This window comes from Methylobacterium sp. GXF4 (assembly GCF_000272495.1).
GTDB classification, from domain to species: Bacteria; Pseudomonadota; Alphaproteobacteria; order Rhizobiales; family Beijerinckiaceae; genus Methylobacterium; species Methylobacterium brachiatum.
Genome location: NZ_AKFK01000101.1, coordinates 18,533 through 43,514, shown reverse-complemented (window position 1 = coordinate 43,514; position 24,982 = coordinate 18,533). Strand labels below are relative to the sequence as shown.

The 24,982-nt window shown below is 70.3% G+C and carries 24 protein-coding genes; 12 read left to right on the top strand and 12 right to left on the bottom strand.

Annotated features, from left to right (window positions below; all coding sequences use genetic code 11):
- Window positions 1-62 precede the first annotated feature (62 nt).
- The 3 genes from WYO_RS26950 to upp form a co-directional block, all read right to left on the bottom strand.
- Entirely contained in the window at window positions 63-1,076 is a 1,014-nt protein-coding gene (locus WYO_RS26950; protein ID WP_007568715.1) for an NAD(P)H-quinone oxidoreductase, read from the bottom strand.
- A 108-nt stretch (window positions 1,077-1,184) separates the two neighbouring features.
- Window positions 1,185-2,426 (bottom strand): ABC transporter substrate-binding protein, encoded by a 1,242-nt coding sequence (locus tag WYO_RS26945; RefSeq protein WP_007568713.1) that lies wholly within the window; start codon window positions 2,424-2,426, stop codon window positions 1,185-1,187.
- A 163-nt stretch (window positions 2,427-2,589) separates the two neighbouring features.
- Complete coding sequence (gene upp / locus WYO_RS26940; protein ID WP_007568711.1) at window positions 2,590-3,225, bottom strand: uracil phosphoribosyltransferase; 636 nt, start codon at window positions 3,223-3,225, stop codon at window positions 2,590-2,592.
- A 453-nt stretch (window positions 3,226-3,678) separates the two neighbouring features.
- Between upp and WYO_RS26935 the strand changes: the two genes are divergently transcribed.
- The gene (locus WYO_RS26935) at window positions 3,679-5,370 is read left to right on the top strand and encodes a methyl-accepting chemotaxis protein (RefSeq protein WP_007568709.1); all 1,692 of its coding nucleotides are present in this window, start codon (window positions 3,679-3,681) and stop codon (window positions 5,368-5,370) included.
- 53 nt (window positions 5,371-5,423) lie between these two features.
- On the opposite strand, the gene WYO_RS26930 is transcribed toward WYO_RS26935, so the two are convergent.
- Window positions 5,424-5,885, bottom strand: a complete 462-nt coding sequence (locus WYO_RS26930; protein WP_007568707.1) for a DUF2852 domain-containing protein — start codon at window positions 5,883-5,885, stop codon at window positions 5,424-5,426.
- A gap of 166 nt (window positions 5,886-6,051) precedes the next feature.
- Window positions 6,052-6,702, bottom strand: a complete 651-nt coding sequence (locus WYO_RS26925) for a TetR/AcrR family transcriptional regulator (RefSeq protein WP_007568705.1) — start codon at window positions 6,700-6,702, stop codon at window positions 6,052-6,054.
- A gap of 271 nt (window positions 6,703-6,973) precedes the next feature.
- Here WYO_RS26925 and WYO_RS26920 point away from each other — a divergent pair, with 271 nt between their 5' ends.
- The 3 genes from WYO_RS26920 (at window position 6,974) to WYO_RS26910 (ending at window position 9,249) form a co-directional block, all read left to right on the top strand.
- Window positions 6,974-7,270 (top strand): hypothetical protein, encoded by a 297-nt coding sequence (locus tag WYO_RS26920; protein WP_007568703.1) that lies wholly within the window; start codon window positions 6,974-6,976, stop codon window positions 7,268-7,270.
- Between the two features lie 122 nt (window positions 7,271-7,392).
- Window positions 7,393-7,785: a thioredoxin family protein gene (locus tag WYO_RS26915; RefSeq protein WP_007568701.1), complete on the top strand. Its 393-nt coding sequence runs from the start codon at window positions 7,393-7,395 to the stop codon at window positions 7,783-7,785.
- A 288-nt stretch (window positions 7,786-8,073) separates the two neighbouring features.
- Entirely contained in the window at window positions 8,074-9,249 is a 1,176-nt protein-coding gene (locus tag WYO_RS26910) for a glycosyltransferase family 2 protein (RefSeq protein WP_007568698.1), read from the top strand.
- A gap of 84 nt (window positions 9,250-9,333) precedes the next feature.
- On the opposite strand, the gene WYO_RS26905 is transcribed toward WYO_RS26910, so the two are convergent.
- From WYO_RS26905 to WYO_RS26895, 3 genes are all read right to left on the bottom strand, one after another.
- Window positions 9,334-10,176: a helix-turn-helix domain-containing protein gene (locus WYO_RS26905; RefSeq protein ID WP_244424325.1), complete on the bottom strand. Its 843-nt coding sequence runs from the start codon at window positions 10,174-10,176 to the stop codon at window positions 9,334-9,336.
- A 407-nt stretch (window positions 10,177-10,583) separates the two neighbouring features.
- Window positions 10,584-11,537, bottom strand: coding sequence for a helix-turn-helix domain-containing protein (locus WYO_RS26900; RefSeq protein WP_007568695.1), 954 nt, complete (start codon window positions 11,535-11,537; stop codon window positions 10,584-10,586).
- Between the two features lie 536 nt (window positions 11,538-12,073).
- On the bottom strand, window positions 12,074-12,850 hold the full coding sequence (locus tag WYO_RS26895) for a zinc-ribbon domain-containing protein (protein WP_007568693.1): 777 nt from the start codon (window positions 12,848-12,850) through the stop codon (window positions 12,074-12,076).
- A gap of 198 nt (window positions 12,851-13,048) precedes the next feature.
- Between WYO_RS26895 and ftsE the strand changes: the two genes are divergently transcribed.
- The 3 genes from ftsE to WYO_RS26880 all read left to right on the top strand — a co-directional run bounded on the left by ftsE (window position 13,049) and on the right by WYO_RS26880 (window position 15,799).
- The gene (gene ftsE, locus WYO_RS26890; protein ID WP_007568691.1) at window positions 13,049-13,741 is read left to right on the top strand and encodes a cell division ATP-binding protein FtsE; all 693 of its coding nucleotides are present in this window, start codon (window positions 13,049-13,051) and stop codon (window positions 13,739-13,741) included.
- Window positions 13,738-14,706, top strand: coding sequence for an ABC transporter permease (locus WYO_RS26885; RefSeq protein ID WP_007568689.1), 969 nt, complete (start codon window positions 13,738-13,740; stop codon window positions 14,704-14,706). Before ftsE ends, WYO_RS26885 begins: the two co-directional genes overlap by 4 nt.
- Window positions 14,707-15,022: 316 nt before the next feature.
- Window positions 15,023-15,799: a YdcF family protein gene (locus WYO_RS26880; protein ID WP_007568687.1), complete on the top strand. Its 777-nt coding sequence runs from the start codon at window positions 15,023-15,025 to the stop codon at window positions 15,797-15,799.
- A gap of 82 nt (window positions 15,800-15,881) precedes the next feature.
- On the opposite strand, the gene WYO_RS26875 is transcribed toward WYO_RS26880, so the two are convergent.
- From WYO_RS26875 to WYO_RS26865, 3 genes are all read right to left on the bottom strand, one after another.
- The gene (locus tag WYO_RS26875) at window positions 15,882-16,211 is read right to left on the bottom strand and encodes a hypothetical protein (RefSeq protein ID WP_007568685.1); all 330 of its coding nucleotides are present in this window, start codon (window positions 16,209-16,211) and stop codon (window positions 15,882-15,884) included.
- Window positions 16,211-16,678 carry a PTS IIA-like nitrogen regulatory protein PtsN gene (ptsN, locus tag WYO_RS26870; protein WP_007568683.1) on the bottom strand — a complete coding sequence of 156 codons (468 nt, stop codon included), beginning with the start codon at window positions 16,676-16,678 and terminating at the stop codon, window positions 16,211-16,213. The genes WYO_RS26875 and ptsN overlap by 1 nt, the downstream gene beginning before the upstream one ends.
- 134 nt (window positions 16,679-16,812) lie before the next feature.
- Window positions 16,813-17,409 (bottom strand): HPF/RaiA family ribosome-associated protein, encoded by a 597-nt coding sequence (locus WYO_RS26865; protein ID WP_007568681.1) that lies wholly within the window; start codon window positions 17,407-17,409, stop codon window positions 16,813-16,815.
- Between the two features lie 158 nt (window positions 17,410-17,567).
- Between WYO_RS26865 and WYO_RS26860 the strand changes: the two genes are divergently transcribed.
- From WYO_RS26860 to WYO_RS31840, 3 genes are all read left to right on the top strand, one after another.
- Window positions 17,568-19,148 carry a glucan biosynthesis protein D gene (locus WYO_RS26860; RefSeq protein WP_007568679.1) on the top strand — a complete coding sequence of 527 codons (1,581 nt, stop codon included), beginning with the start codon at window positions 17,568-17,570 and terminating at the stop codon, window positions 19,146-19,148.
- 62 nt (window positions 19,149-19,210) lie between these two features.
- Complete coding sequence (gene mdoH / locus WYO_RS26855; RefSeq protein ID WP_085985825.1) at window positions 19,211-21,352, top strand: glucans biosynthesis glucosyltransferase MdoH; 2,142 nt, start codon at window positions 19,211-19,213, stop codon at window positions 21,350-21,352.
- A gap of 129 nt (window positions 21,353-21,481) precedes the next feature.
- Window positions 21,482-21,640: a hypothetical protein gene (locus WYO_RS31840; protein ID WP_007568675.1), complete on the top strand. Its 159-nt coding sequence runs from the start codon at window positions 21,482-21,484 to the stop codon at window positions 21,638-21,640.
- A 73-nt stretch (window positions 21,641-21,713) separates the two neighbouring features.
- Here WYO_RS31840 and WYO_RS26850 read toward each other — a convergent pair whose 3' ends face one another.
- Complete coding sequence (locus WYO_RS26850) at window positions 21,714-21,914, bottom strand: hypothetical protein (protein WP_007568673.1); 201 nt, start codon at window positions 21,912-21,914, stop codon at window positions 21,714-21,716.
- Between the two features lie 384 nt (window positions 21,915-22,298).
- Here WYO_RS26850 and WYO_RS26845 point away from each other — a divergent pair, with 384 nt between their 5' ends.
- Together WYO_RS26845 and WYO_RS26840 are read left to right on the top strand one after the other, a co-directional pair.
- On the top strand, window positions 22,299-22,535 hold the full coding sequence (locus WYO_RS26845) for a hypothetical protein (RefSeq protein ID WP_007568671.1): 237 nt from the start codon (window positions 22,299-22,301) through the stop codon (window positions 22,533-22,535).
- Window positions 22,536-22,610: 75 nt separating this feature from the next.
- Window positions 22,611-24,929 (top strand): Tex family protein, encoded by a 2,319-nt coding sequence (locus WYO_RS26840; RefSeq protein WP_007568669.1) that lies wholly within the window; start codon window positions 22,611-22,613, stop codon window positions 24,927-24,929.
- Window positions 24,930-24,982: the final 53 nt, after the last annotated feature.

Below are 24,982 nucleotides of genomic sequence, written 5' to 3'. Positions count from 1 at the left end.
ACGATTTCGTTACCGGCCGCCAACGCGGCGCCGTCGAAGCGGGTTCCTGCCGATCGCGCCGGTCAACGACCGGTGGTGAGCAGGATCTTGCCGAGATGGGCGCTCGACTCCATCAATGCGTGGGCCTTCTCGGCCTGCTCCAGCGGGAACGTGGCGTGGGTGACCGACCGGATCCGTCCGGCCTCGAGCTCCGGCCAGACATCCCTGCGCAGCCCGTCTGCGATCGCGGCCTTGTCGGCCTTCGGGCGGGGCCGCAGGGTCGAGCCTGTGAAGGTCAGGCGGTTGCGCATGATCGGGGTGATGTTCAGGCCGTCGACCTTGTACCCGCCCATCAGGGCGATCATCACCAGCCGGCCGTCGGGGGCCAGGGACTTGAGATTGCGGGCGAGGTAGCTCGCGCCGATCATGTCGAGGATCACGTCGACGCCGCGCCCGTCGGTGAGGCGCTTGATCTCCTCGGCGAAATCCGCCTGCTTGTAGTCGATCGCCGCATCGGCCCCGAGCTCCTCGCAGAACCGGCACTTCTCGGCCGACCCTGCCGTGGCGAAGACCCGGGCGCCGACATGCTTGGCGATCTGGATCGCGGTGGCGCCGATGCCGCTCGACCCGCCATGGACCAGGAAGCTCTCGCCCCTGGCGAGCCGGCCGCGCTGCACGACGTTGGAATAGACCGTGAAGAAGGTCTCCGGCAGACCGGCCGCGTCGACCAGCGACAGGGCCTTCGGGCGCGGCAGGCAATGGGACGCCTCGGCGACGGCGAATTCGGCGTAGCCGCCGCTGATCACCAAGGCGCAGACCTCCTCGCCGACCGTAAGAGTGTCGACGCCCTCGCCGAGCGCAGCGACGCGGCCGGCGACTTCGAGGCCCGGGATCTCGGTGGCGCCGGGCGGCGGCGGGTACAGGCCGGCGCGCTGCATCACGTCCGGGCGGTTCACGCCGGCGGCGACCACCTCGATCAGCACCTGGCCCGGCCCGGGGCTCGGCAGCGGCGCCGTCTCGACGGCGATCACCTCCGGCCCGCCCGGTCCCGTGAAATGGATCCGGCGCATGGTCTCGGGCAGGGCAGTGCTGGCCATCGAAGCATCCTCAACGCGTGCGAATTCCGGGCCGGGCCCGGAGGCGCGGTCCGGCTGTACTTGCGGCAATGGGGGCGCTTGGCAAGCACGCGCCCCCTTGGCGTGAGCCTAGCGCGCTGCGGCCTTGACGGATGGGGGCAGCACGATCTTGCCCTGGGCGAGGCTCGTCGGCCAGATCGCGACCTGCTTGCCGTCCTGCCACTGCGCCATCAGGCCGGTGACGAAGCCCGGCCCGTACTTGATCGAGTGGGTGAACGGATCGTCCTTGCCGTAGAACTGTGTGCGGCCCACCGTGCCGACCCAGTCGGTCTTCTCCAGGGCGTCGACTAGCTTGTCGGCCTCGGTGCTACCGGCGCGCTTCACCGCGTCGGCGGTGTAGTAGACCTGATCGTAGGCCATGTAGCCGGCATAGGACGGATCGCTGCCGAAGCGCTTCTTGAACGCCTCGCTGAAAGCGAGCGACTTGTCGGTGATCGCGGCGCCCGGCACCGCGATGCTCTGGAAGATGACGCCCTGGGTCGCCCCATTGGTGTTGGCCCAGAAGGTCGAGGAAGTCGCCTGCGAGTTCATGCCGGTCATGGCCAGCGGCACCTGCTGGTTGCGCCATTGCACGGTGGGCTGCACGCCGACATGCGAGATGCCGGTGACGATCAGGTCGGGCTTGCCCGCCTCGATCTTCTTGTAGATCGGGGTGAAGTCGCCCGTATCCGGCGAGAACCGGATGTGGTCGACGACCTTCACGCCGATCTCGGGCAGGCATTTCTCGTAACCGGCATCCAGCGGGCGGGTCCAGGCGGCGTCCTCGCTCATGATCGCCGCCGTCTTCACCTTCATCAGGTCGAGCAGCATGTCCTTGGTCGAGTCGCAGATCGACTGCGCCAACGCCGCGGAGGTGAGGTATCCGTGGAAGGTGTACTTGTTGCGGGCGTAATCCTTATGGACCGCGAGGCTGATCTCGTTGGAGGCCGCGCCCGGTGTGATCATCGGGGTCTTGAGGCGGGCCGACCACGGCATCAGGGCCAGCACGACCTCGGAGATGTAGCTGGCGATGACGACGTGGACCTTGTCCTCCGAGACCGCGCGCTGGAACGCCCGGACGGCGTCGGAGGCCGAGCTCTTGTCGTCGTAGGAGACCACCTGGACCTGGCGGCCGTCGATGCCGCCCTTGGCGTTGATCTCGTCGGCGGCGAGCTGGACCGCCTGCGGGATCGAGGCACCAACCACCGACTGCGCCTCGGCGATCACCCCGATCCGGATCGGGTCGGCCGCCCGCGCCTCACCCGCCGCCAAGAGTCCGGCCGCCGCCAGCAGGGCCAGAGCCCGGCTCGTCACGCTGCGATCCATCGCCATGCTGTTTCCTCCTCCGGGCCGTGCGGCTTGTGGCGTCGCATCGGGGGCCGGACGATTTTTGTAGCATTCGTCGAGGTGAATACAATGTGCATCCGGCCGGAACGAGTAACACCGCCCGGAACGGCGATCGTCCTCTGCGGCCGACCGCGCCGGGAGCGCGGACCTACCGGGTGCCGTACATCCGGTCGCCGGCATCCCCGAGTCCGGGCACGATGTAGCCGTGGTCGTTCAGGTGGCTGTCGATGGCGGCCGTCCAGACCGGGACATCCGGATGCGCGGCCTGGAACTTGGCGAGCCCTTCCGGGGCCGCCAGCAGACAGACGAAGCGCAGGTCCGAGGCGCCCCGGGCCTTCAGCAGGTTGAGGGCCGCGATGGCGGAATTCGCGGTGGCGAGCATCGGATCGAGCACCAGCACGGTCCGGTCGGCGAGATCGGACGGCGCCTTGAAGTAGTACTCAACCGCCTCGAGCGTCTCCGGGTCGCGGTACAGCCCGATATGGGCGACCCGCGCCGAGGGGACGAGCGACAGCATCCCGTCGAGAAAACCGATCCCGGCCCGCAGGATCGGGGCGAAGACCAGTTTCTTGCCCTGGATCTGCCGCCCCTCCATCGGCTGGATCGGCGTCTCGATGGTGACGGGCTCCAGCGGCAGGTCCCGCGTGACCTCGTAGGCCAGCAACATGCCGATTTCATTCAGCAGCTGGCGAAAACCCTTCGTCGACCGGTCCTTGTCCCGGAGATAGGTGAGCTTGTGCTGCACCAGAGGGTGATCGACCACCGTGACCCGACCCGTCGGCATCGCACATCCCTCCATTCCGCCGGGGCAGGAATGCCGGAGCGTGCACCGAGGTGCAACGTCGAGCGGCGCGAATATGCATATTCGGGCCGCGACGATGCGACGGGTCCGACCGGTTCGGGCCTAGTGCGCAGGTCGTGCGATTGCGAGTTAGTACTACTTTACGGCGAGCACCCGCCGCGGCACGTCAAAAATATTTTCTTCTTCGTCTCAGCAAGTCCAATCGAATTTGATTGGGCGAAGCGTGAGGATATTTCGAACCCGAGAAACACAATTTTTGGACACGACCCTCAATGCCATAGAAGGCAAGAAAATAACCATTCACATCTAATATTAGCAGAGCAGATAAATTTCCCGTCAGGCCGCGGATTAAACAGGACTCGCCTCCGCCAAGGTCTTTCCAAAGAGAACCACGGGCTGCTAGCTGGCGCCGTCCCCGTGAACTCGGTCACAGCTATGCGCCTCACCGTTTCCCTCAAAACGACACTTGCCGCGATCTTTGGGCTGTTTGCACTGATGGCGGTGGGACAGGGAAGCTTATCGATCATCGAGCTGGCCGATATCCGGCAGTCGATGACGGACGTCGCGGGCAACTGGCTGCCGTCCGTGACCCGGATCAACGAGGTCGAGGTCGCCACCTCGGAGGTGCGTATCAAGCAGTTTCGCCTGATGACGCTCTCCAACAATCCCGAGCACCTGCGCGCCGGCGAGGCTCAGCTTGCGGCAACGCTCGCGCAGCTCAGCGAGCGTCGGAAGGCTTACGAGGCTCTGATCTCGGGCGCCGACGAGCGGAGCCTGTACGATGCATTCGCGGAACTCTGGAGCCGCTACGAGCGGGTCGATGGCGAGATGCGCCGCATGATCGCCTCCGGGAAGCAGGCGGAGGCGCTGGCCCTGCTCAGCGGCGCCGACACGGTCAAGATCTACGACGACGCCCGGGCCACGCTCTCCCGCCTGGTCGCCCTGAACGAGCGGAACGCGACCCGAGAAGTCGGCGAGGCCGTCGCGCGGGCCAAGACGGCCTCCGCGGCCGCGTGGGTCAACGTGGTCCTCTCGGTCGTCGCGGCGCTCGGGGCTGCGACCTTCTCCCTGCTGCGCATCTCACGTCCGATCCAAGGGATGACGGACGTCATGTCCCGGCTTGCCGGCGGCGATACCGGCGTGGCGGTGCCCGCGCGCGAGCGGCGCGACGAGATCGGCGCGATGGCTGCCGCCGTGGAGGTGTTCAAGGACAACCTGATCCGCACCCGCGCGCTCGAAGCGGAGGCGGCCCAGTCGCGGGTCGCCGCGGAGCAGCAGCGCAAGGCGGCCCTGCGTCAGATGGCCGAGAACTTCGAGAAGGCGGTAGGCGGGATCATCGGGCGGGTCTCGTCATCGGCCACCGAACTCCAGGCGACCGCGAGTGCGATGTCGACGATGGCGGGGCGGACGTCGGCCCAGTCCGACGCCGTGGCCTCGGCGGCGGAGGAGGCGGCGAGCAACGTCAACACCGTGGCGGCCGCCGCCGAGGAGCTGGGCTCGTCGGTCCAGGAGATCGGGCGGCAGATGGACAGCTCGGCCAAGCTCGCTCAGGGCGCCGCCGACGAGGCCGGGCAGACCAGCGCGCTGGTACATGAGCTGAGCAGCGCCGTGGCCCGGATCGGCGATGTCGTCGGGCTGATCTCCTCGATCGCCGGGCAGACCAATCTGCTGGCCCTCAACGCGACGATCGAGGCGGCCCGGGCCGGCGATGCGGGCCGGGGCTTCGCCGTGGTCGCTTCCGAGGTGAAGGCGCTCGCCGAGCAGACCGCCAAGGCGACGGAAGAGATCGCCGGGCAGATCGCCCGGGTCCAGGCGTCCACCGGCCAGGCCGTGACGGCGATCGGCACGATCACGACCCGCATTCAGGAAATCAGCACCGTAGCGACCTCGATCGCCGCGGCGGTGGAGGAGCAGGGCGCGGCGACCCAGGAGATCGTCCGCAACGTCGCCCAGGCGGCAGCGGGCACCGGTGAGGTCACCAGCAACATCGCGGGCGTCGCCGATGCCGCCGAGGGGACGGGACGATCGGCAGCGCAGGTGCTCGACGCCGCCTCGGAACTGTCGCGCCAGTCCGAGCATCTCACGGCGGAAGTCTCCCGCTTCCTCGACACGGTGCGGGCGGCGTAACGCATCCCGGGCGGGCCCCGGCTTGTCGGCCGGGTCCCGCCCGAAAGGGGCGATCAGGCGGTGAAGGAACCGCCCTCGCTCCGGCGCTTGGCCATGAAGGCGTCGAACTGCTCGCGGTCCTTGGCCCGTCGCAGCTCCTCGACGAAATCCGTGAAGGCACGGCTCTCATCTTCCAGCGCCTTGCGCTGGGCCTCTAGCCGGTCGAGCTCGGCGCGGCGATAGGCGTCGAAGGCCGCATTGCCGGTGCCACCGCGATTGGCGGCCTCGAAGGCACGGGCGAAGCGGGAGGCCGAACGGCCACCGCCCTCGAAGCCGGCGACACCCCGGCGCGCGGCATCTCGCATTTCGGCGAAGGCCGGGTAACCCGCGAACTTCCAGGCGATGAGTGCGAGGCCGACCGGCCACCAGTAGATGAAGCCGACGACGATCGCGCCGATCTCGAGGGAACGACGGGGAAATGGGCCGGAGCGGCAGAGCTTGCCGGTCGCCCAGGGGGAGGAGGATTGCGTGGTCACGGCTTGGCTCCGCTGCTCATGTGAACGGAGTTAACATGCGGGTGCTCCGGCGGCCTTTCAAGGCCGGGCGGCCGTGTTCGCGAACGTCATCGCGACGCGTCGGCGGCATCTCTGCGAAACGTGACGGGGCCCGATACGGGCGGGGGTTCGGTCCCGGGTCCGGTCGTCAGACCGCGTTCCTGGGTCCGCCCGGCTGCGCGACGCCGTGGACCAGGGCCAGCACCCCGGCGCGCAGAAGCTCGTACTTGTCCGGAAAGCCCGGCCCCCGCGGCAGATGCCCGGCGGCCGAGAGGGTCGCGATGCCGTGCGCCAGCGCCCAGACTTCGAGCGCGATGAACCGGGGCGCGACGCCCCCGAACCCGTCCGCGAAGGTCGCCTGCAGCGCCTCGACCAGCAGGTCGAACGGCGATGGCCGACCGGGCGGCGCTTCAGTGTCGGACGGCTCGGCGGGCATGCCCCGGGTCTCGAAGATCGCCGCGTAATAGGCCGGCTCCTCTTCGGCGAAAGCCAGGTAGGCCTCGCCCATGCGGGTGAAGCGTTCGAGGGGCGTGCCCCGGGAGGTCAATGCCCGGGCGAGCCGCGCCGCCAGTTCCGCGAAGCCCCGCCCGGCCAGCTCCTCCAGCAGCGCCTCGCGTCCGCGAAAATGCCGGTACAGGGCAGCCGGCGTCACCCCGACAAGGCGGGCGGCGTCCACGAGCGCGAAGCCGCCGATCCCGCGTTCGGCGATGAACCGGCGCGCGGCCTCGATCAGGGCCTCTTTGAGGTTCCCGTGGTGATAGCTCCGCCGGTCGCCCGGTCCGTCTCGCCAGGGTCGCAACTTCTCATGTCCTCTGCCCGCGCGCAGGCATTACGGTCGAGCACGTCGTTTGTTTCGGTCACGATCGGGGGCCGACTGCTTGACCCGAAGGAGAGCCTCTCACAAAACTCCCACCGCCCTGTTCAGCGCAGGACGACACGCTCCGCAACGGGCGATTTGCAAGGTCCCTTGAAAGGCGCAACACGATCGGATCGCGCTCGGTCGAATCGCATCGCGTCCCCGTGGGACGGGCATAGCAGAGCGACCTTCGCCAGAGGGATGACCATTCGGCATGGCTTTCGTAAGTCTGAAAGCGTGGCGCGCGCGCTCGGCCGAGCGCGCGGAGATCGCGGCGCGGCTGAAACGGGACCTGATTGGCGCTCTGGGCCTGACCGAGGCGGATGCGCTGGCGGTCAACGAGATCGCCTGCGCTGATCCCGGCTGCCCCGACATGGAGACCATCGTGCTGGTGATGCGGGCCGGAGCGCCGACGCGTGCCCTGCGGATCCGGCGGCCGATGGATGCGGTGGATGCGCAGGACATCGCCGACCTGGTCGAGCAGGACCGATCGGGCGAGGCCTCTCGATGATGTGACGGGCCGGGCTCGCGGAAGGCGCGCGACCGCGGAAGCGTTCCTGCCGCTTTCGTGTAACGACGGTCGGGTGGATGCCGAAGGACGATAACAGTCGGTGCCGCCGGAGGAATCCCATAATGACGTGCCGTCGCGGCGTCCTTGCCCTGGCCTGCCTGGCTCTCACCGCCTGCCTAACGCCGGCCAAGGCCGGTGAGGCGACGCCGTTCTCGGCCGCGGCCTTCGAGGCGGCGCAGAAGGGGGGCAAGCCGATCCTGGTCGCAGTGAGCGCGCCCTGGTGCCCCATCTGCAAGACGCAGAAGCCGATCCTGGCCAAGCTCGCCGCCGAGCCGCGCTTCAAGGAGTTGCAGATCTTCGACATCGACTTCGACAGCCAGAAGGATCTGCTGCGCCGGTTCAACGCCCGGATGCAGAGCACGCTCATCGTCTTCAAGGGCACGGCGGAGACCGGCCGGTCGGTGGGCGAGACCCAGCCGGAATGGATCGAGGGTTTGCTGGAGAAGGCGCTCTGAACGTCCGCCGGGCCCGGACATCTCGCCTGCGCCCATCCTGGTGTGACGGAGCGAGACAGGGCCCCCGGTTCCGCGATCCGCCGGATCTTCCTTCGCGGTCCGGCAATCGGCGAGGTGAGGAAACCGCGATGACACCCGAGCTTCGCCTGCGCCCTAGGGATGGACCCAGACTGGAGACGTCTGCCTGCAAGCGCCAAAACCTTCCGGTTTCGTTCAGGCGGCATGCGGCATAGGCGAAGCGCCCCCGCGCGGACCCGTCCGCGAGGGGCCAGACGGAGACCGTAGACGGTGACGCCCACCACCCAGCCAGCCGAGTCCGTGCCCAGCGCGATCATCGCGATCCCGGTGCGCAACGAGATCGAGCGGATCGAGGCCTGTCTTCGCGCCGTCGACGCGCAGGTCGGGCTGGCCCCGGGCAGCCTCGGGCTGGTGCTGTTCCTGAACAATTGCACGGACGGGACCGACGCCCTGGTGGCGCGGCTGGTGCCGACCCTGTCGATCCCGATCCGGGTGGAGAGCGAGGATTTTTCCGGCGCGCATGCCGGCTGGGCGCGGCGCCGGGCCATGGATTCCGCGGCGGCCTGGCTCGGGGATGCGGGGAATGCGGGGATCATCCTGTCCACCGATGCCGACAGCCGCGTGCCGCCGAACTGGGTGGCCCGGAACCGCGCCGCCATCGAGGCCGGGGCCGACGCGGTCGCCGGCCGGGTGGAGCTCGACGCCGCGGAAGCCGCCTTGCTGCCGCCGTCGCTGCCGGCTCGCGGGCGCCTCGAGGATATCTACGACGCCTTGATTACCGAGGCCGAAGCCCGGATCGATCCGGACCCGCACGATCCCTGGCCCTGCCATCGGACCGCGATCGGCGCGACGCTGGCGGTGACCCGCGCCGCCTATCGCGCGGTCGGCGGCATGCCAGAAATCCCGCTCGGCGAGGACGGCGCCTTCATCGCCCGGCTGATCGAGCAGGGTTTACGGGTCCGGCACGCGACCGATGTCTGCGTGACGATCTCGGCCCGGCTTACCGGTCGCGCCCCGGGCGGCGTCGCCGACACGATCCGGTCTCGCTGCGAGGAGCCGGACGCCCTCTGCGACGCCCGGATGGAGACGTTCCCCCGGGTCGTGCGCCGCCATCTCTGGCGTCGGCAGTTCCGGCGCCTGCACGGCGCGGGACGGTTGCGCACGGACCGGGCCTGGGCGCGTGCCCTCGGGATCCCGCCCATCGAGGCGGATCGGATCGCTGCGCTGCCGCTCGGGCAGGCCATCGCGGAGGCCGAGCGAGCCAGCCCGCGCCTGGCGTACCGTCCGATCGGTCCGCGTCAGCTGCCGGGTCAGATCCGGGTCGCCCGGGTCGGGGTCGCAGCGATCCGGCTCGCCCAGCGCGTCGCCGGCTCGGCCAGGGATGCGGCGGGTGCCGCAACGGCTTCCGGGAATCCGGTCACCGATCCGCGCGGCGGGCGGATCTGATCGGAGCGCGCGACAGGTCGCCTGGACCGGGACCGATCCAGAGACCCGGCACTCGCGGATTGCGGGCTGCGCAGAGCCGCTCCGCTACGCGCGCAGAGGCAGGCGCCGTGTATCCTCGGACCGGTAGCCGCCGTTCTGGACGGCACCCCAGCCGCGCCCCTGGGCGGCGAGGTCGCGCGGCGAGAAGCCGAAGCGCTGGCGGAATGCGCGGCTGAACGCGGCCGGGTCGGTGAAGCCGCAGCTGGCCATGATCGACGTGATCCGGGCGCCGCCGCTTCCCATCATCACGATCCGGTCATGCGCGCGGTCGAGCCGCGCGTCACGGATCGTGGCGGCGATCCCCTGCCCGCCGGAAAACGCAGCGTAGAGGCGGCTGCGCGAGATCTGCAGGGCGGCGGCCAGGGCATTCGGGCCGAAATCGGGCTCGTGCAGACGGCGCTGGATATGGGCGAGCGCCAGCGAGCGCACCGCCTCCGTCGAGAGTTCGCCCTCCGCGGACCCGGCCTGTCCATGAATGACGCCGCGGAGCAGGTGCAGCACGCCTTCGACGGCAATCCCGGTCTCCGCCTCCGACATGGTGGATACGGACGACGCCAGCGCGCCGAGATAGGCCTTCAGCAGCCCCTTCAGCGGCGTGTCGCCGAGCTTGCGCCCGACCACGTCCTGCGGGTTGCCGACCTGCTCCAGGAAGGCGGTACGCGGCACCATCAGCCGGATCTCATCGTAGCCGTCGCGGCTGCCGGCGGCGCCGGGCTGGCCCATGGCGCGGAACGTGAGATCGCCGGGCCGCAGGAGAGCGCCGTTATTGCCCTGCTCGACATAGCCCCGCCCCGCGGCGATCAGCATGATCGAGATCTCCTCGCTCCCGTCGCGGCGGATGTGGCGCGCCGTGCGCTCGACATCGATCGGGCCGCTGACGGTGCGCATGATCGTTCCGTGGGCGGAGACCGCCATCATACGGCTGGCCGAGAAGGGCATGACCGAGTCGAAGGGCGCGATGTCCGCGGCCGGCAAAACAGTATCACACCAGTACTCGAACGCTTTGCTTGGATCTACGTCGTCCGTACTCTGGAACAGGACCGGGACTTTATCTTTGACACGCACCGTGCCCTCGCTTCGCAACGCTCGAGCCGGCCGAAACTCTTGCCGGCATACGCTTGAGTCGCATCGGCGTTTCAGATTCGGCAGCTTCGCGCAATCGGTTAAAGCTCCGATCCGCCAGGTCTGCCGCGCTGGCGCCGGCCTCCGCACGGTCATGCGGCAGCCTTCCGGCCGGCGCGGTGCCGGGCCGCACGCGGGATCGGCCGCGCTCGGTCGATCCCGCGCCCGCCCGGTCACTCACCCTGGGCGAGCAGGTCGCGGGGCGAGCAACCGAAGCGCTGGCGGAATGCGCGGCTGAAGGCGGCCGGATCGGTGAAGCCGCAGCTGGCCATGATCGATGCGATGCGGGCGCCCGCCTTGCGCATCATCACGATCCGGTCATGGGCACGGTCAAGCCGCGCGTCGCGGATCGTGGCGGCGATCCCCTCTCCGCCGGCGAAGGCCGCGTAGAGGCGGCTGCGCGAGATCCGCAAATCCGCCGCCAGGGCGTCCGGACCGAATTCGGGATCGTGCAGCCGATGCTCGATCCGCGCCAGCGCCAGGGAGCGGAGCGCGTTGGCCGAGAGCTCGCCGTCGGCCCGCGCGTTCTGGCTGGTGATGACGCCGCGCAGCAGGTGCAGCGCGCCCTCGACGGCGATGCCGGTCTCGGCGTCCGACATCTTGGTGACCGACCCGGCGAAGGCCTTGAGATAGGCGGCGAAGAGTTCGTTGAGCGGGCCGGCGGCGAATTTGCGGGCGGCGAAATCGTCGACATTGCCGACATGCGCCAGGAAGGTGGCCCGGGGCACCGTGAGCCGGATCTCCTCGAAATCGGTCAGGCCCGCCGCGGAGCCGGGCCGGCCCCAGGTCTGGAAGCTGATATCGCCGGGGCCCAGCAGCGACCCGTTATTGACCTGCTCGAGATAGCCGTTGCCGCGGACGATCAGCATGATGCCGACCTCGTCGCGCCCATCCTGGCGCATGTGGCTCGGCCTGCGCTCCAGGATGTAGGGGCTGCTGTTCGTGTGGAAGATCGCCCCATGGCTGGAGGAGGCAACCAGGCGGGACGCCGCGAACGGCTTCTCCGAATCAGGCTGTGCCAGGTCCGTGCCGGTAATGACCGTACTGCGCCAGTAATCGAACGCCCGCTTCGGCTCGACGGATTCTGTCGTTCCGAAAAAGACCGGGACCGTTGTCTTGGCGCTCACGGCAGATTGGCCCTACAACCTTGAATTCGAGCACGCGGGGCTGCCTGCCGAGGCCGCAGCACACCTAGAGTTTCAGATCCGACATCGATAAGCAATAGCGATGCGCAGGTCTCTCAAAAGACCCGAAGCGTCGTGAACAACGCCTTTTCAGAGCCTGTGCATGGGTTTTAGCCGACTTATCAGGGCAAAAGGATGGCAACGTTGCTCGACATTTAGGCTCCGAGCAAGTGCCTGCCAGCTTTCTCAGCCGAACATGCGGGAAATTTGATCCCGACCAACGAAACATTGCGGGTTTAACTAAATAAATTCCGCTTTATATTTGTATTGACGGAATTGGTTTGAGGGTAACGCGCTCTGAAACCTGACCACCTAATATCCTGACAAGGTGATCGGACCTCCGGCCGGGTGGGCCGGGCCGTCGACCGCCCCAGCGCGGAGAGAACGGGCGACCGGATCAGCCGACATCTGGGAAGCCTGTGGCCGCACGACCACGATCTGCGATGGAGCAGGACGGGCGCGGCCCCTCGCGCCTCCGCTCAGTCGCTGCCCGTGCCTGCCCGCGGCACATCGCGCACCGGTTGGGCGTCGGCGAAGCGCAGCACCACGGCGCGTCCGGCGGCGGGCGGGCTCACCAGGCTGCCGCGGAACCGGGCCGTCTCGGCCGCGCCGAGCACCGCCCGGGGCGCGGCGACCGGGAAGGTCCGCAAGGCCCGGCCGGCGGCGTCGCGGATCTCGACACTCAGGGTCGAGACCGGAACGTCGGTCCGGGCAACGCCGACGAGGTCGCCCTCGATCACCAGTTCCGCCGGTCGGCCATCCTCCGCGGGGTTGCTGAACGCCACGACGTCGCGGATCTCGATACCCCGGACATTCACCGGCAACCCGACCCGGGCGAACAAGGCGGCGCTCTGAGGCACCGTCCGGACCACGCTGGTGCGCGCCAGGCAGATCAGGGGCAGCGCGGCGAGCAGCGTCAGCCCGACGGCGAGCGACGGCGACAGGCCGGGAATGCCGCGCCAGCCCGTCGCGCGCGGCGGAGGCGGCGGTACCCGGCGGCGGGCGGGCGACGGGTCAGACGTCTCGGAGGCGGCCCGGACCGTGGCCGCGGCCTCCTGCCAGGCGGCATCGGCGACCGGGTCGGGCTCAGCCCCCTCCCGCTCGGCCAGCTCGGCCTCGTGGCCCGCCAGGACGTCGGCCGGGCTGATGAACCAGGTCTCGCGGCAGGCGGCGCAGCGGACCGAGCGGCCCTCCATCCCGACCTTGCCGGACTCGATGCGGTACTCGCTCGCGCAGCTCGGGCAGACGATCAGCATACGCGCGCCATTCGTTCCATCAGGGGCCGTTTCCGATCGGACAGACCGGAGCCCGACGGCAAAATCAGTTGAGAAACCGTGCCCGAACAGGGTTAAGCGTCGGTGAAACTGCGCTGGCCTTGAAAACGCCCGCCCATCCGGCGATTGGCGAGCGATGGATCGGCGAGACCCGGCACGGCTTTGAACGTACAGGCGAGCATGAAGAGCCTGCTGCCCGGCGCGGAACGGCCGGTTGTGCAGTTCGAGAATGTCGGCATGCGCTACGGCCTCGGGCCGGAGGTGCTGTCGGATGTGAGCTTCCGGATCGCGCCGCGCTCGTTCCAATTCCTCACCGGTCCCTCCGGTGCCGGCAAGACGACGCTGCTGCGCCTGATCCTGCTGTCGGTGCGCCCGACCCGCGGCCTCGTGTCGATCTTCGGCGAGGAGGTCAGCGGCATCTCGGCCAAGGCGCTCACCGGCCTGCGGCGGCGCATGGGCGTGGTGTTCCAGGATTTCCGCTTGCTCGACCACCTCACCACCTACGAGAACGTGGCGCTGCCGCTGCGCGTCCAGGGCCGGTCCGAGACCAGCTACCGGGCCGAGGTGGTCGAGCTGCTGCGCTGGGTCGGCCTCGGCGAGCGCATGCACGCGCTGCCGCCGCTCCTGTCAGGCGGCGAGAAGCAGCGCGCCGCCATCGCGAGGGCGCTGATCGCCCGGCCGGATCTGCTGCTCGCCGACGAGCCGACCGGCAACGTCGATCCCGGGCTGGGCCGCCGGCTGCTGCGGCTGTTCCTGGAACTCAACAAGCTCGGGACCTCGGTGATTATCGCGACCCACGATTTCGGCATCATGGACGCCGTCGACGCCCGCCGCATGGTGCTGGGCGAAGGCCGGCTGCGGATCGAGGAATGAGCGCACCGGCCACCACCCGGAGCCAGGCCGAATCCCCGTCCGGCCCTGCGGATCCGAGCCTGCCGACCAACCTGCGCCGCAACGCCGCCCTGGTCCCGACCGATACCGCGGCCGGCCGGTCGCTCGCGGCGGTCATCGCGATCCTGACCTTTCTGGCCGGCCTGTGCGCGGGCGCCGCCGAGATCGTCGCCACCAATGCCGGGCAATGGCAGGGCGACGTCGCCCAGGAGGTGACGATCCAGGTGCGGCCCGGCCCCGGTCGGGACGTCGATGCCGACGTCGCCCGGGCCGAGACCATCGCCAAATCCGAGCCCGGGATCGCCGAGGCGCGGGTCTTCTCCAAGGCGGAAGCCGAGCGGCTTCTGGAGCCCTGGCTCGGCAGCGGCCTCGATTTGTCGGACCTGCCGGTGCCGCGCCTGATCGCCCTCAAGCTCGCCGACAGCCGGAGCGCGGATCTCAAGCGCCTGCGAACCCGCCTCACCGAGGCCCTGCCCGGCGTGGCGAGCCTCGACGACCACGCGCTCTGGCTCCAGCGGCTCTCCACCGCGGCCAACGCCTTCGTGGGGATCGGCGTCGGGATGGTGATCCTGGTGCTGGTCGCCACCGGCCTCGCCGTGACCTTCGCCACCCGCGGCGCCATGGCGGGGAACCGCGAGGTGGTGGAGGTGCTCCACTTCGTCGGTGCCGACGACGACTACATCGCCCGCGCCTTTCAGCGCCGGTTCTTCGGGCTCGGCCTGCGCGGGGGCGCGATCGGCGCCGGGCTGGCGATCCTGGCCTTCGCGGTCGCCGGGCTGCTGGCGCGCGCGGCCCGCTCGGGCCCGGCCGGCCAGGAGGTCGAGGCCCTGTTCGGCGCCTTCCAGGTCGGGTTGCGCGGCTATGTCAGCGTGATCCTGATCGGGGTGATCGCTTCGCTGGTCACGGGCGTGGTCTCACGGATCACCGTCCGCCGGTTCCTGTCCTGATCGCGGGGGCCGCACGGCCGCGACGCCCCGGCGCGTGCGGCCGAACGGAACCTTGCCTCACCGCCCGCAGCGCGCACAGGCCCTCCCGCCCCGGCGGGCTTCGTCGGTCACACATTGGCCCGGCGGGCCGTGACACGCGCCGTCTCCCGCACGCGCATGGGAGCCCGGCTAACGACATGGGCGCGCAGGGGAAACAGGGGGTCGCGCCGAAACGTTAACGGTTGAGAAAGGTTATCGCGGCGGTGTGGAGGGGGCCGATCGTGCTGCCTCCGGGCCGCCGCAATCGACGCCGATCCTCCGGAGGATGACCACGCGGATGCAACGCGCACCGGCACCCGACCCGACCGACGCCCTCGGCTGGGCTTGGCACGAGTGGGCGCATCCGCACCGCGCGCCCGCGGCGGACCGGTCCCGCGGCCATTTCGCTCTGTGGGCCTGCGGCCTCGGCGCCGGCCTCGCTGCCCTGGCGCTGTTTGCGGGCTTCCTGGTCTTCGTCTCCACGCTGGCGCGCCATGAGCGCAGCCCGGCCGACCGGGCCGACGGAATCGTGGCCCTCACCGGCGGGGCGCAGCGGATTGGTGACGCAATCGACCTCCTGGCCGGGGGCTACGGCCGGCGCCTGCTCATCACCGGCGTCAACGAGCGCACCAGCCGCGACGAGATCGCCCGGCTCAACCCGACCCAGCGCGCCCTGATCGATTGCTGCGTCGATCTCGACTACCGGGCGCGCAACACGATCGGCAACGCCATCGAGACCCGCCGCTGGATGCGGGCGCACCGCTTCAACACCGTCGCGGTGGTCACCTCGAACTACCACATGCCGCGCACCCTGATCGAGCTCGACCACGCCCTCCAGGACAGCGACCGCATCCTGCCGCATCCGGTCGTCACCGAGGGGCTCGACGCCGACCGCTGGTGGCAGAGCCCGCCCGCGGCCAAGCTCCTGGCATCCGAATACGTGAAGTTCCTGGCGAGCTGGGTGCGCACCCGCTTCGAGGACGACCCGGAGCGCTCCCGGGCGGCGATCCTGATCGGCCGAGGCAAGCCGGTGAAGATGGTGGCCGAGCCGCTGATGCTGCGAGGCATCGATTGAGCTTCTGGCCGCGGCCTTCCGCCCTGAGGATGAACACGTGAATGGGAGAGCCGCCACGCGCGGTTCGGCGGTCGGTCCCGCCTCAATGCCCGCCGCAGCGCGCCTTGATGGCCGCGGAAAACTCCCGGTCGGATCCCTGTACCTGGGCGATCCGCTGCGCGCGTTCCGAGCCCGAGAGGCATCGGCCGTAGACGCTCGCGACCCGGCGCATCGTGTCGACGTGGCGGCGCCAGACGCGGCAGTTCTTGGCGTCGTCGCCGTCCGCCTGCTCCAGCTGTTCCAGGGCCTGGCGCTGCATCGATTGGGCCACCAGGACATCGCGCCCGCAGGTCGCCTCGCTCTGCGCCCGCGCGATTCCGGACAGACTCACGAGGATCGTGAGGCTCGCGGCGAGACGAAACACCGTCGACATCAGGCGGCCTGGGGCGCCGTGGAGCGGGTCAGAAGCGCGTAGAGGGCACCGGCATCGCGGGCGGCCCGGATATGGGTGAGCATGCCGGGCTCGCGCAGGACGCGGGCGACCTGGGCCAGCGCCTTCAAGTGGTCGGCCCCCGCGCCCTCGGGCGCCAGCAGCAGGAAGGCGATGTCCACCGGCTGACCGTCCAGGGCCTCGAAATCGATCGGCCGGTCGAACCGCGCGAACAGGCCGAACAGGCGGTCGAGACCCGGCAGCTTGCCGTGCGGGATGGCGACGCCCTCCCCGATCCCGGTCGAGCCCAGCCGCTCGCGCTGGAGCAGCGTGTCGAAGACCGGCCGCTCGTCGAGCGCCGGCAGCCGGCGCACCGCCTGCGCGGCGAGTTCCTGAAGCACCTGCTTCTTGGCGCGCGCGCGCAGGGACTGCACGACCGATTCGGGGTCGAGGAATTCCAAAATTGGCATCGATCGACCGTTGCCCCGTCGCCCGTCCGCGTCGGAGCGGGCCTCGTCGCAGGGGCGTCCTGTCCGGCGCCCCTGACTATCAATGGGCCGGAGAACGGGCCGGTTCCGGCTCCGTTCCTCCCGGTCCACACGCGTCAGTCGACGGCGCCCGGCGGGTCCACCCAGCCGATCGCACCGTCGCTGCGCCGGTATACGACGTTGACGCGCCCGGTGCCAGCGTGGACGAACACAACCACTGGGGATCCCGTCATATCGAGGGCGGTCACCGCCTCGCCGATGGTCCGGCGCTGCAGGGTCTTGGTGCTCTCGGCGACGATCGGCGGGTGGGCGTCGCCGTCCTCGGGCTCGTCCTCGTCCACCTCGTCCGGCGGGGCGAACACCGCGTAGGCCGCCTCGATGGCCGCGGCCTCGCTCGGACCGCTGGCGTGCTGCTTCAACCGATGCTTGTAGCGACGCAGGCGCGTCTCCAATTTGTCGGCGGTCTGCTCGAAGCTCGACCGCGCGTCGTGGGACACGCCCACCGCCTCGATGGTCAGGCCCGACGCGAGATGCAGCACGCAACCCGTCCGGTACGCGGTTCCGTCGCGCCTCAGCGTGACGTGGCCGGTGCAGGAATCGTTCATGTGCGAGTCGAGGTATTTGTCGAGCGTTCCCGATATCCGCTCGTCGATACGGCCGCGCAGACTCTCTCCGAGATCCACGCCGTGGCCCGTGACCCGCAACGATCCCATGCTGCCTCCCCCGTGCGATTCAGTCCCCGGAATTAGAGAGCCGGCTTGCGCTAAGTCAACGGAGGCACGCCCGTTCCGTCCGGAGCGTCGCTTAACCCTGGGTTCAGCCGGTCTCCCGGTATACAGGCACCGTTCCGCCCTCTGAGACGCAGGCCCGCATGACCACCGCCGCCGGATCCGCCGCCGTTCCCACCCGCCGCGCCGTCCTGGCCGGAGCCGTGGGCACCGCCGCGGGTTTCCTGCCGGCGATCCCGCGCGCGGCCGAGCCGGATCGCGGCACCAACCCGGCGACCACGCTGCCCGGCGCCGGAGCACCGTTCGAGGCCAACACCCTGGCCGACATCGCCCGCGCCCGCGCCGCCGCGCCCTACGCGGCGCCCCGGACCGACGACGTGCCGGCGGTGCTGAAGGGCCTGTCTCGGGACGCCTACGAGGCGATCCACCCGGTGCCCGGCCGCGCCGTCTGGGCCGGGCGCGATTTCGGCTACGAGATCGAGCCGCTCCTGCGCGGCTCGATCTTCGACACGCCGGTCTCGCTGTTCACCGTCGAGAACGGGCGGGTCCAGCCTCTGGCCTACGACAAGGACAGCCTGATCGCCGCCAACATCGCGCTGCCGGAGCTGACCGCCGACACCGCCTTCTCGGGCTTCCGCCTGCGGGCGCGCTTCGGCGACGGCGGGGACGTGTCGAACTTCGCGCTGTTCCAGGGCGCATCGTTCTTCCGCCTGGTCGCCGAGGGCCAGGATTTCGGCATCAACGCCCGGGCGCTGGCCCTGCGGCCGGCCGATTCCCGCGGCGAGGAATTCCCGCTGTTCCGGGCCCTGTTCATCGAGGCGCCCGCCCCCGGGCAGCCGATCGTCGTCCACGCACTGGTCGAATCCGAATCGGCGACGGCCGCGTTCAAGCTCACGCTGACGCCGGGCCGGGAGGCTTCCGTCGCCGGCATCGACGGCACCGTGTTCGCCCGGGCCGAGCTCGACCATATCGGGCTCGGCGGCATGCAGGGCAGCTACCTGTTCGGGCCGCTCGACCGCCAGAAGGTCGACGACCTGCGCGCCGCCGCCTTCTCGGTAGAGGGGCTGGCGATCCGCAACGGCTACGGCGAGCCGATCTGGCGCCCGGTCCACAACCCGGAAGCGCTGCAGGTCTCGGCCTTCCTGGACCGGGGTCCGAAGGGCTTCGGCCTGATGCAGCGCGCCCGCGCCTACGACGATTTCGAGGATGACCGCCGGCACTGGGAGCAGCGCCCGTCCCTCTGGATCGAGCCGCAGGACGATTGGAGCGAGGGCGCGGTGACGCTCCTCGAGATCCCGAGCGATTCCGAGCTGAACGAGAACGTGTTCGCCTATTGGCGCCCGAAGGCGAAGCTCGCCAAGGGCGGCGAGATGCGCTTCCTCTGCCGCCAGCACTGGTCCAAGGGCTGGCCCGATCCGCTGCCCCCCGAGCTCGCCCGGGTGAAGGACAGCCGCTGCGGCCGTGGCAGCACCGGCACCCGCCGCCTGTTCGCGGTCGATTTCCAGGGCGACGGGCTGGCCCGGCCCGAGGAGGTCGAGGTCGCGCTCAGCGCCTCGGCCGGGACGATCACCCGGCAGGACCGGTTCCACTACCCCGAGCGCCGGACCCTGCGGGTGCTGTTCGAGCTCGATCCCGGCAGCGAGCGGGCGAGCGAGCTGCGCCTCGGGCTCCGGCGCGGCCAGGACCGCGCCAGCGAGACTTGGCTGTTCCGCTGGACGCCGTAACTCCTATCCGCCCATCACCCCGAGGATCACACCCGACCGTGCGCCTGGACGAGACCACCACCCTGCCGCCGCCCGCATCCCGCCCGGATGCCGGCGCCGCGCGTCCCGACACGAAAGCCGCGATGCCGCCCGAGGCGCCCCTGGCGATGCCGGTGCAGGATCTCTCGACCTGGGATCGCGCGGCCGCCCACCGGCCGGCGCGCAAGGCGAGAAGCCCCTGGGCGGCCCGGCTGTTCGTGTTCGGCGGTGCCCTGGCGCTCACCGGCTACGGCGGCTGGCAGATGGTCGAGACCGTGTCGGTCTCCGGCAGCCCGACCGCCCTCCAGCTCGTCCTGGTGGTGCTGTTCTGCCTGACCTTCTCGTGGATCGCGCTGGCCTTCACCAGCGGCCTGCTCGGCTTCGCGCTGCTGCTGCGCCGGAAGCGGCCGGACCCGGTCCCGACCGCGCTCCACAGCCGCACCGCCGTGCTGATGCCGGTCTACAACGAGGCTACGGCCCGGACCTTCGCGGGCGTCGAGGCCATGCGCGAGGCCGTGGAGGCCACCGGGCTCGGCGACCATTTCGACTGGTTCGTCCTCTCCGATTCGACGCAGCCCGATGCCTGGATCGCCGAGGAGCGCGCCTTCCTCGACCTGCGCCGCCGCCTCGGCCCCGGCGCCCGGCTCTACTACCGGCACCGGCCCAAGAACCATCACCGCAAGGCCGGCAATATCGGCGACTTCGTCACCCGCTGGGGCGGCCATTACGACCACATGCTGGTGCTCGACGCCGACAGCCTGATGAGCGGCCCGGCGATCGTGGCGCTCGCGGCCGCCATGGAGGCCGACCCGGATGCCGGCATCATCCAGACCCTGCCGCTGATCATCAACCGCAACACCCTGTTCGCCCGCCTCCAGCAATTCGCCGCCCGGATCTACGGGCCGGTGATCGCCGCCGGGCTGTCGGCCTGGTCGGGGCGCGACGGCAATTACTGGGGCCACAACGCCATCATCCGCACCCGCGCCTTCGCGCAATCCTGCGGCCTGCCGGACCTGCCCGGGAAGCCGCCCTTCGGCGGCCACATCCTGTCCCACGATTTCGTCGAGGCGGCCCTGATCCGCCGGGCGGGCTGGGCGGTCTACATGCTGCACCGCCTGCCGGGCTCCTACGAGGAGAGCCCGCCCTCTCTGATCGACGTCGCGGTGCGCGACCGGCGCTGGGCGCAGGGCAACCTCCAGCACGCACGGGTGATCGGCGCCGCCGGCCTGCACCCGGCGACCCGCCAGCACTTCGCCACCGGCATCGCCGGCTACCTCGCCTCCCCGCTCTGGCTGTGCCAGCTTGTGGTCGGTATCCTTCTGGTCCTGCAGACCGCCACCGAGCGGCCGGATTATTTCGGCGGTGCCGGGTTCTCGCCGGTCTTCCCGCGGTTCGACCCGGTCCGCGCGCTCCAGCTGTTCGGCCTGACCATGGCGGTGCTGCTGGCCCCGAAGGTCCTGGGCCTGATCCTGGCCCTGCTGGACGGCCCGGTGCGCCGGGCCTGCGGCGGCGCCGGCCGGCTGGTCCTGTCGAGCCTGGTCGAGATCCTGCTCTCGGCCCTGGTCGCCCCGGTGGCGATGGTGATCCAGTCCGGCTCGGTGATGGGCATCCTGCTCGGGCGCGACACCGGCTGGAATCCGCAGCGGCGCGACGACGGCTCGATCCCGATGCGCGACATCGTCGCCCGCCATCGCTGGCACACCGCGCTCGGCCTGGTGGCCGGGATCGCGGCCTTCGCGCTCGCGACCTCGCTGTTCCTCTGGATGAGCCCCACGATCCTGGGCCTGGTGCTGGCGATCCCGATCTCCTGGGCGAGCGGCCAGCTCGGCCTCGGCCTCGCCCTCAAGCGCCGCCTGCTGCTCGCCACCCCCGAGGAGGCGACCCCGCCGGAAATCGCCCTCCGGGCCGGTGCCCTCGCGGCCCGCAACGCCGCCCAGGGCCTCGACGATGCCGACGCCCTCGAGGCGCTCCACGCCGACCCGGCCCTGGCCGAGGCCCATGCCCGCATGCTGCCGGTCGGCCTGTCGCGCCCCCGGGGCGCCATCGATCCGGACCAGACCCTGGCGACCGCCAAGATCTGCGAGGCCGAGACCGTGGCCGAAGCCCGGGCCTGGCTCTCGCCCAAGGAACGCATGGCGCTGCTGCACGACCGCGCGCTCCTCGACCGGCTGGTGCGGCTGAACTAGCGCCCGCTGTCGAGGGGATGCCGGTTCGGCGGCGTGTCGTGTCGGTTCAAGCGCTCGAACCCGGGCCGCCACCGACAGGAGTGATTAACCATCGGGCCCTAGTTTCGGCTGGCCCGAAGGGAGCTCCCTATGACCCTGCTGCTCGCGTTCCTGCTTCTGCCCCTCGCCATCGCCATCGTGCTGGCCCGCGGCGAGCCGGTGCGCACCATCAGCTGCCTCGGCGCCATGGGCGTCGGCTGCTTCATCGCCTGCTGGAGCGTGATGGGATTGCTGCGGCACCGGGCCTGACCGCTCCAGGCGCCTCCGTCTGCACGGGATAACGCCGGCGGCCTTTTGCGAGAGGCCTTGAGGTCGTTTCCTCCTAGAGAAAGCCGCCGGCGCGCGGGATACCCGCGAGATTGCGCCCGGCCCGGGCGACCAGCTGCGCGAAGGCCATCGCGGCCGCCGTCGCCTGCGCCTGAGAGGGGAAGCCGCGCCGGGACTCGACCACCGTCTCCTCGCTCTCGTTCACGAGGACCCAGGACCAGTGCGACCGGTTGCTAGCGCGGATCTCGCAGCGCACGGGCTTCTCGCCATCCAGGACGTGTTGCCGAGAATCGAGCACGCACCGGTGACAGGGCGATGACGTCCGCGCGGCGCGGGGTTCAGGCGCCGCCGATGCCGGTCCACACCCTCGCCATTCGAAGGTCCGATTGCGTACCGACACCGGAAGGTTTCGCCGCGCACCTTGACCGTAGATGCCCGAATCGGTTCGATCCCGGCGCGATGGAGCGCGGGCGCGTTGCAACGCTTTGCAGCCCCGGCGCGTCTCGGCCCGCGCGTCGCTCCAGGTCAAGCAACCCGGCGGCGATCGGTCCGACCGGATCTCTCGTCCATCACGAGCTGCGACTGTTCAGCGGATACCTGTGCGGCATCGCTTGCTGAGGCGACGAATCGGACCCAATTCATGGCGAATGGCAGCGAATCCTCGGCCGAACGGTCGCGCCTGACGCTCCAGAACCTCGCTCGGACGCTCGGCTGCTCGACCGAGGATTTTTTTGGCGAGACGACGCCCGACCGCCTGGCAGACGCCGAGGAATTGCTGCGTCTGTGGCTCGCCCTCGAAAACTCTTCGGAGAGACGGCGCGTCCTGGACTTCGCCCGCTCCGTCAAATCCGCCGACGAGCCGGAGCGCGACGACTGACCGGCACCGCCGGCACCTTGCATCCGGGCGTCCGGTGGCTATGGCAGGGCCCCGCCCCTCGCTGCCGGAGCCCGCATGACATCCGTGAACGCGCTGATCGCCGAGGAACTCGGGGTCGGAGAGGCGCAGGTCGCCGCCGCCGTGGCGCTGCTCGACGGCGGCGCCACCGTCCCGTTCGTCGCCCGCTACCGCAAGGAGAATACCGGTGGCCTCGACGACGCCCAGCTGCGCAAGCTGGACGAGCGTCTGGCCTATCTGCGCGACCTCAACGACCGGCGCGCCGCCATCGTCGAGAGCGTCCGCGCCCAGGGGAAGCTGACGCCGGACCTCGCCGCCGCCCTCGCCGCCGCCGACACCAAGGCGCGCCTCGAGGACCTCTACCTGCCCTACAAGCCCAAGCGCCGGTCGAAGGCGCAGACCGCCCGGGAGGCCGGGCTGGAGCCCCTGGCCCAGGCGCTGCTCGCCAAGCCCGAGGTCGCGCCCGAGCACGCCGCGGCGCCGTTCGTGTCCGAAGCGAAGGGGATCGCCGACCTTGAGGCCGCCCTGGAGGGCGCCAGGGCGATCCTGATCGAGCATCTCGCGGAGGATGCCGATCTGGTCGGCCGCCTGCGCGCGGATTTCTGGCGGATCGGCCAGCTCGCTTCGAAGATCCGCAAGGGTAAGGCGGCCGAGGGCGCGAAATTCTCGGATTACTTCGACTGGTCCGAGCGGCTGGAGCGCATGCCGTCGCATCGGATCCTCGCGATCCTGCGCGGGGAACGCGAAGGGATCCTCGATGTCGCCTTCACCGCCGAAGGCGAGGATTCGGAGCCGGGCCGGCCCGGACCGTTCGAGGCCGCGATCTGCAGCCGGCATCGCATCGCCACGCGGGGCCGGCCGGGCGATGCCTGGCTGATGGAGACCGTGCGCACCGCCTGGCGCACCAAGATCCGGACCGGGATCAAGCAGGATCTGCGCACCCGGCTGTTCGAGCGGGCCGAGGACGAGGCCGTGAAGGTCTTCGCCGGCAACCTGAAGGACCTGCTCCTCGCCGCCCCCGCGGGCGGCCGGGCGACTTTGGGGCTCGATCCCGGCTACCGCAACGGCGTGAAGGTCGCGGTGGCCGACCGGACCGGGCGAATCGTGGCGGTCGAGACCACCTATCCGCACGAGCCGCAGCGGCGCTGGAAGGAGGCGGTGGCGAGCCTCGGCCGGCTCTGCCGCCAGCACCAAGTCGAGCTGATCGCCATCGGCAACGGCACCGCCTCCCGGGAGACCGAGCGGCTGGCCGCCGAGGTCGTGGCCGCCAATCCCGACCTGACGCTCGCGAAGGTCACCGTCTCGGAGGCCGGCGCCTCGGTCTACTCGGCCTCGGAGATCGCGTCGCGGGAGCTGCCCGATCTCGACGTGTCCCATCGCGGCGCCGCCTCGATTGCCCGCCGGCTCCAGGATCCGCTCGCCGAGCTGGTGAAGATCGACCCGAAATCGATCGGCGTCGGGCAGTACCAGCACGACGTCAGCGAGACGAAGCTGTCGCGCCAGCTCTCGGCGGTGGTCGAGGACGCGGTGAACGCCGTGGGCGTCGACGTGAACACCGCCTCCCCTGCCCTGCTCGCGCAGGTCTCGGGCGTCGGCGCGTCGATGGCCGACCGGATCGTCGCCCACCGGGACGCGAACGGCCCGTTCCGGACACGGGCGGCGCTCAAGAAGGTGCAGGGTCTCGGTCCCAAGACTTTCGAGCTGGCCGCGGGCTTCCTGCGCATCCAGGGCGGCGACGATCCGCTCGACGCCTCCGGCGTCCATCCGGAAGCCTACCCGGTGGTGCGGCGGATCCTTCAGGCGACCAAGAGCGATATCCGGGTGCTGCTGGGCAATAGCGCGACCCTGAGTCAGCTCTCCCCCGAAGCCTTCACGGATACGCGCTTCGGCCTGCCGACCGTGCGCGACATCATCGGTGAGCTGGAGAAACCCGGCCGCGATCCGCGCCCGGCCTTCCAGACGGCGCGTTTCCAGGAGGGCGTCGAGACCATCGGCGACCTCCGCCCCGGCATGCAGCTCGAAGGCGTGGTCACCAACGTCGCGGCGTTCGGCGCCTTCGTGGATATCGGCGTCCACCAGGACGGCCTCGTCCACATCTCCGCCATGGCTCGCCGGCGCATCGCCTCGCCCGCCGAGGTGGTCCGGACCGGCGAGGTCATCCGGGTGCTCGTGCTCAGCGTCGATGTCCCGCGCAAGCGCATCGGCCTGTCGATGCGGCTCGACGACCCGATCGAGCCGGGCGCGCAGCCGCGGCGCTCCAGCGAGCCGGCGCCCGACCCGCGCCACGCGCGATCGAGGCCGGCTCCGGAAACCGGCGGGGGTGCCCTCGCCGAGGCCCTCCGGCGCGCGGGGGCGCCGTCGTCCCGGCGCAGCTGAGTCCCGGGGCCAAAAAGAAACGGCCGGGGCGAGGCCCCGGCCGTTCCGACGTC

Bases quoted from the DNA above. Each gene is read 5' to 3' on its own strand.
- WYO_RS26885 (WP_007568689.1), top strand. From the start codon at position 13,738: ATGAGCGCACCGGCCACCACCCGGAGCCAGGCCGAATCCCCGTCCGGC.
- WYO_RS31840 (WP_007568675.1), top strand. From the start codon at position 21,482: ATGACCCTGCTGCTCGCGTTCCTGCTTCTGCCCCTCGCCATCGCCATC.
- WYO_RS26845 (WP_007568671.1), top strand. From the start codon at position 22,299: ATGGCGAATGGCAGCGAATCCTCGGCCGAACGGTCGCGCCTGACGCTC.
- ftsE (WP_007568691.1), top strand. From the start codon at position 13,049: ATGAAGAGCCTGCTGCCCGGCGCGGAACGGCCGGTTGTGCAGTTCGAG.
- upp (WP_007568711.1), bottom strand. From the start codon at position 3,225: ATGCCGACGGGTCGGGTCACGGTGGTCGATCACCCTCTGGTGCAGCAC.
- WYO_RS26865 (WP_007568681.1), bottom strand. From the start codon at position 17,409: ATGGGATCGTTGCGGGTCACGGGCCACGGCGTGGATCTCGGAGAGAGT.
- WYO_RS26950 (WP_007568715.1), bottom strand. From the start codon at position 1,076: ATGGCCAGCACTGCCCTGCCCGAGACCATGCGCCGGATCCATTTCACG.
- WYO_RS26935 (WP_007568709.1), top strand. From the start codon at position 3,679: ATGCGCCTCACCGTTTCCCTCAAAACGACACTTGCCGCGATCTTTGGG.
- WYO_RS26945 (WP_007568713.1), bottom strand. From the start codon at position 2,426: ATGGCGATGGATCGCAGCGTGACGAGCCGGGCTCTGGCCCTGCTGGCG.
- WYO_RS26915 (WP_007568701.1), top strand. From the start codon at position 7,393: ATGACGTGCCGTCGCGGCGTCCTTGCCCTGGCCTGCCTGGCTCTCACC.
- WYO_RS26895 (WP_007568693.1), bottom strand. From the start codon at position 12,850: ATGCTGATCGTCTGCCCGAGCTGCGCGAGCGAGTACCGCATCGAGTCC.
- WYO_RS26905 (WP_244424325.1), bottom strand. From the start codon at position 10,176: ATGCGCACCGTCAGCGGCCCGATCGATGTCGAGCGCACGGCGCGCCAC.
- WYO_RS26875 (WP_007568685.1), bottom strand. From the start codon at position 16,211: ATGTCGACGGTGTTTCGTCTCGCCGCGAGCCTCACGATCCTCGTGAGT.
- ptsN (WP_007568683.1), bottom strand. From the start codon at position 16,678: ATGCCAATTTTGGAATTCCTCGACCCCGAATCGGTCGTGCAGTCCCTG.
- WYO_RS26920 (WP_007568703.1), top strand. From the start codon at position 6,974: ATGGCTTTCGTAAGTCTGAAAGCGTGGCGCGCGCGCTCGGCCGAGCGC.
- WYO_RS26860 (WP_007568679.1), top strand. From the start codon at position 17,568: ATGACCACCGCCGCCGGATCCGCCGCCGTTCCCACCCGCCGCGCCGTC.
- WYO_RS26840 (WP_007568669.1), top strand. From the start codon at position 22,611: ATGACATCCGTGAACGCGCTGATCGCCGAGGAACTCGGGGTCGGAGAG.
- WYO_RS26880 (WP_007568687.1), top strand. From the start codon at position 15,023: ATGCAACGCGCACCGGCACCCGACCCGACCGACGCCCTCGGCTGGGCT.